Source organism: Collimonas fungivorans, assembly GCF_028292705.1.
GTDB lineage: Bacteria > Pseudomonadota > Gammaproteobacteria > Burkholderiales > Burkholderiaceae_D > Collimonas > Collimonas fungivorans_B.
Genome location: NZ_JAQGLV010000284.1, coordinates 1 through 4,150, shown reverse-complemented (window position 1 = coordinate 4,150; position 4,150 = coordinate 1). Strand labels below are relative to the sequence as shown.

Genomic DNA, 4,150 nt, shown 5'->3' with positions numbered 1-4,150 from the left:
CGCCTTACAAGCGGTTTTATCGGAAGACGTCGGTGTAAATATCGGACTACCGGGGCTGGCGGTCGGGAAACATACCAGCACCACCCTTGCTCAATTCCTCCGCTATTGTCCGTTACATTAAACCGGTGAAGACCACCGCAAAGAGTGTTACCTTTCTCTGAGCGCCCCTCCCCTGCATTGCATCATCCCCACCGAATTCAAGGAGTTGCCGAATGAGCTCAACGCTTCCCGCTTCCGCCCTCGACGATTTGTGCATCAATACCCTGCGCTTCCTGTCGGTCGACGCCGTACAGCAAGCCAACAGCGGCCATCCAGGATTGCCGCTGGGCGCGGCGCCGATGGCCTACGTATTGTGGACACAGTTCCTCAAGCACCATCCCGCCGATCCGCACTGGTTCGACCGCGACCGCTTCATCCTGTCGGCAGGCCATGGTTCGGCCTTGCTGTACAGCCTGCTGCATCTCAGCGGCTACGACCTGCCGCTGGAGCAGATCAAGCAGTTCCGCCAATGGGGCAGCCATACGCCCGGCCATCCGGAGCGCGGCCTGACGCCGGGCGTCGAAGTCACCACCGGGCCGCTGGGCCAGGGATTTGCCAACGGCGTCGGCATGGCGATGGCGGAAGCCAACCTGGCTGCGCGCTACAACCGCGGCGACCTCGACATCGTCAATCATTTCACCTACGGCATAGTGAGCGACGGCGACCTGATGGAAGGCATCGCCTCGGAAGCCGCATCGCTGGCCGGCCACCTGCAGCTGGGCAAACTTATTTACCTGTACGACGACAACCGGGTGACGCTGTCCGCCGGCACCGACATCACCTTCAGCGAGGACCGCGCGCAGCGCTTCGACGCCTACGGCTGGCACACGCAAACGGTAGAAGACGGCAACAACCTGGCGGCGATAGCGCGGGCGCTGGATGCGGCCCGCGGCGAGACCGGCAGGCCCTCGCTGATCCTGGTGCGCACCCACCTGGGTTTCGGTTCACCCAACAAGCAAGACAGTTTCGAAGCGCACGGCTCGCCGCTTGGCGTGGAAGAACTGCGCCTGACCAAACAGAAGCTGGGCTGGCCGGAGCAGCCCTCTTTCTATATTCCCGAAGCGGCCGCCGCGCATTTCCTTGAAGGCGGCCAACTGGGGCAGGAAGCCGAGGCGGCCTGGCAGGAAAAATTTTCCACCTACCAGCAGCAGTTTCCGCAGCTCGCGCTGGAACTGCAGCAGCTCATGGAAGGCGGCAAGGCAGGCCTGCCGCCGGGCTGGGATGCCGACATCCCACAGTTCCCGGCCGACGCCAAGGGCATGGCGACGCGGGTGGCGTCAGGCAAGGTCATGAACGCCATCGCCGCGCATCTGCCGGCGCTGATCGGCGGCTCGGCAGACCTTGATCCGTCAACTTACAGCGCCTTGAAAGGCTTCGGAGATTTCGAGCCGGGCGACATCATTGCCGGCGACCGCCAGGGTTCCGACGGCGGCGGCTGGAGCTACAGCGGCCGCAACCTGCATTTCGGCGTGCGCGAACACGCGATGGGCGCGATCATTAACGGCATGGCGGCGCATGGCGGCGCGTTGCCGTTCGGCGCCACCTTCCTGGTGTTTTCCGACTACATGCGGCCCTCTATCCGCCTTGCCGCCCTGATGGGCTTGCAGGTGGTGTACGTGTTTACCCATGACAGCATCGCCCTCGGCGAAGACGGCGGCACGCACCAGCCGGTGGAACAGCTGGCCAGCCTGCGCGCGCTGCCCAACCTGATCGTGCTGCGCCCCGCCGACGCCAATGAAACGGCAGCGGCCTGGCGGGTGGCGGTGCAATCGCACGAACGGCCGGTGGCGCTAGTGCTGACGCGGCAGAATGTCCCTACCCTGGACCGCACGCGGTTTGCCGGGGCAGAAGAACTGCAGCGCGGTGCTTACATCCTGGCTGACGCCGCCAATGGCAAACCGGACTTGATCCTGATCGCCAGCGGCTCGGAAGTGGCGCTGATCGTGGCCGCCGGCCAGCATCTGGCGGAACAGGATATCCAGGTGCGGATTGTTTCGATGCCGAGCTGGGAGCTGTTCGAACAGCAACCCCAGGCTTACCGTGACACGGTGCTGCCGCCCGCCATCGGCGCAAGGCTGGCGGTGGAAGCCGGTGTGGCGCAAGGCTGGCATCGTTATGTCGGCATCCGTGGCGATGTGCTTGCCGTGGACCGTTTCGGCGCCTCGGCGTCGGGTGAGCTGGTGATGCACGAATACGGTTTTACCGTAGCCAACGTCTGTCAGCGGGCATTGGCCCTATTGCGCACCTAGCCAGCCGCCGCTGAATCCGGCGCGCCGCAATCCGTTCGCGATATAAGGGCAATTGCGCATCAAGCTCCACAGCATTTCGCTGCGGTAGTTTTCTATCATCAAGATGATCGGCCCCTGGTCGATGCCGAAATGCCAGGGCGAGATCCAGCCGTAGGGATTCGCGCAGTTGCAGGGGTAACTGGGATTGAACGTGGCCTTGAAACCATAGGGATTGCCGGTTTTGAGGCCGACCTGGTGCACAAAATAATCGATGGTCGGCAGCACGATTTCCGGCGCAAACGGCAGCGAGGCCACCACCACCCACGGTGCGATCGTGCCGTCGTCCGGGCCATGCGGCACGCCGCGCGCCACATAATCGTAGAACTCGCGCTTGACGCCCTTGATATCCAGCACCGACGGCCCGGGGCCGTCGCTGGCGGTAATGCCCCAGCAATATTCGCCGTAACCGGAAAAACCGCCTGGATTGGCTATCGCATATTGCTGCTGCACCAGGGTGGCGCGGCGGCTGTTCTCGAAATAATCGATGCCCTTGATGCGCATGGCGCCGTCCTGGATGCCGCGGAAATCCACCCATATATGCGACAGCTGATGCGTGAACAAGGAGCCGGCATAGAAATAATCTATGCCGTAGCTTTGTTGCCACTGGTAGGCGGTGGCCCAGTCACAATAGCTGTCGGCTGGCAGCGGATGCGACGGCGAACCCAGCCCGAGGATATAAAGCAGCAGCGCTTCGTCATAGCCGTCCCAGCGATTCGGCAGGAAACCGGATTCCGGCTTCCATCCCATCGATACCGCGCCGCCGCCGTCTTGCGCCCACTGCCAGTCGACGCGTAGATACAAGGCGTCGGCCAGGCGTCGGATTTCGCTTTCGTCGGTATTGGCGGGGTCGTCAAAATAGCAGCCGGCCGCCAGCGCGCCGGCCAGGAAAAAAGTGGTGTCGATCGTAGACAGTTCGCATTGCCAAGCGCGGCGGCCGGTTTGCATATGCAGGAAGTGATAAAAAAAACCCTTGTAGCCGGTCGCATCCGGTTCCGGCCCCTGCGGACTGGTCCAGAAGAAGCGCAAGGTCAGCAGCACCCGTTTGCGTGCTGCCGCCCGGCCGATGAAACCGCGCTCGACCGCCACCGGATAAGCCGCCAGAGCCAGCCCGACAGCGGCAATGCTGGCGGGCCAGTCGGTTGCGGTCTTGTCGACCACCAACCCGTTTTCCAGGTTGGTCTCGTGCATGAAATAACTGAAGGATTCGCGCTGCAGCATGTCCAGTTCGGCTGCCGTTGTCAGCGCTTTCCGCTTCATGTGCTGGTTGCCGGCGACGATTGCGGACTGCCTGCCAGGGTTGCATCGACGATCGCCTGCGCCTCCTGCACGATGCGCTGCAAGTGTTCTTCGCCGTGAAAACTCTCGGCGTAGATCTTGTAGATATCTTCCGTGCCCGACGGCCGCGCCGCGAACCAGCCGCCTTCGGTGACCACCTTCAATCCGCCTATCGAAGCCTGGTTGCCCGGCGCCTTGCTGAGGATGTGCTGGATTTTCTCGCCGGCCAGTTCTGCGCATTGCACTTGCTGCGGCGACAATGCCGACAGCATCTTCTTCTGCGCCGGCGTAGCGCTGGCTTCGACCCTGGTGCTGACAGGATCGCCCAGCTCGGAGGCCAGCTTGCGATAGACTTCGCCCGGATCCCTGCCGCTACGCGCGGTGATTTCCGCCGCCAGCAAGGCCGGCGCCAGGCCATCCTTGTCGGTGGTCCAGGCCGAGCCGTCCAGCCGCAGGAAAGTGGCGCCGGCGCTCTCTTCACCGCCAAAACCGAGCGAACCGTCATTCAGGCCGGCGGCGAACCATTTGAAGCCGGCCGGCACTTCATA

At 63.1% G+C, this 4,150-nt stretch carries 2 protein-coding genes and 1 pseudogene; 1 reads left to right on the top strand and 2 read right to left on the bottom strand.

Annotation, left to right across the window (positions count from 1 at the left end; translation table 11 throughout):
• Positions 1–212 precede the first annotated feature (212 nt).
• Positions 213–2,288: a transketolase gene (gene tkt / locus JWQ61_RS15885; RefSeq protein WP_304361385.1), complete on the top strand. Its 2,076-nt coding sequence runs from the start codon at positions 213–215 to the stop codon at positions 2,286–2,288.
• Here tkt and JWQ61_RS15880 read toward each other — a convergent pair.
• Positions 2,274–3,584, bottom strand: coding sequence for a glucoamylase family protein (locus tag JWQ61_RS15880; RefSeq protein ID WP_304361384.1), 1,311 nt, complete (start codon positions 3,582–3,584; stop codon positions 2,274–2,276). The two genes, tkt and JWQ61_RS15880, sit on opposite strands and share 15 nt — an antisense overlap.
• Positions 3,581–4,150: pseudogene (locus JWQ61_RS15875) on the bottom strand (alpha-D-glucose phosphate-specific phosphoglucomutase); the annotation flags it as partial. The pseudogene JWQ61_RS15875 and the gene JWQ61_RS15880, both read right to left, overlap by 4 nt.

Excerpts from the sequence above, each read along its gene's own strand:
- tkt (WP_304361385.1), top strand. The coding sequence starts at position 213 with ATGAGCTCAACGCTTCCCGCTTCCGCCCTCGACGATTTGTGCATCAAT.
- JWQ61_RS15880 (WP_304361384.1), bottom strand. The coding sequence starts at position 3,584 with ATGAAGCGGAAAGCGCTGACAACGGCAGCCGAACTGGACATGCTGCAG.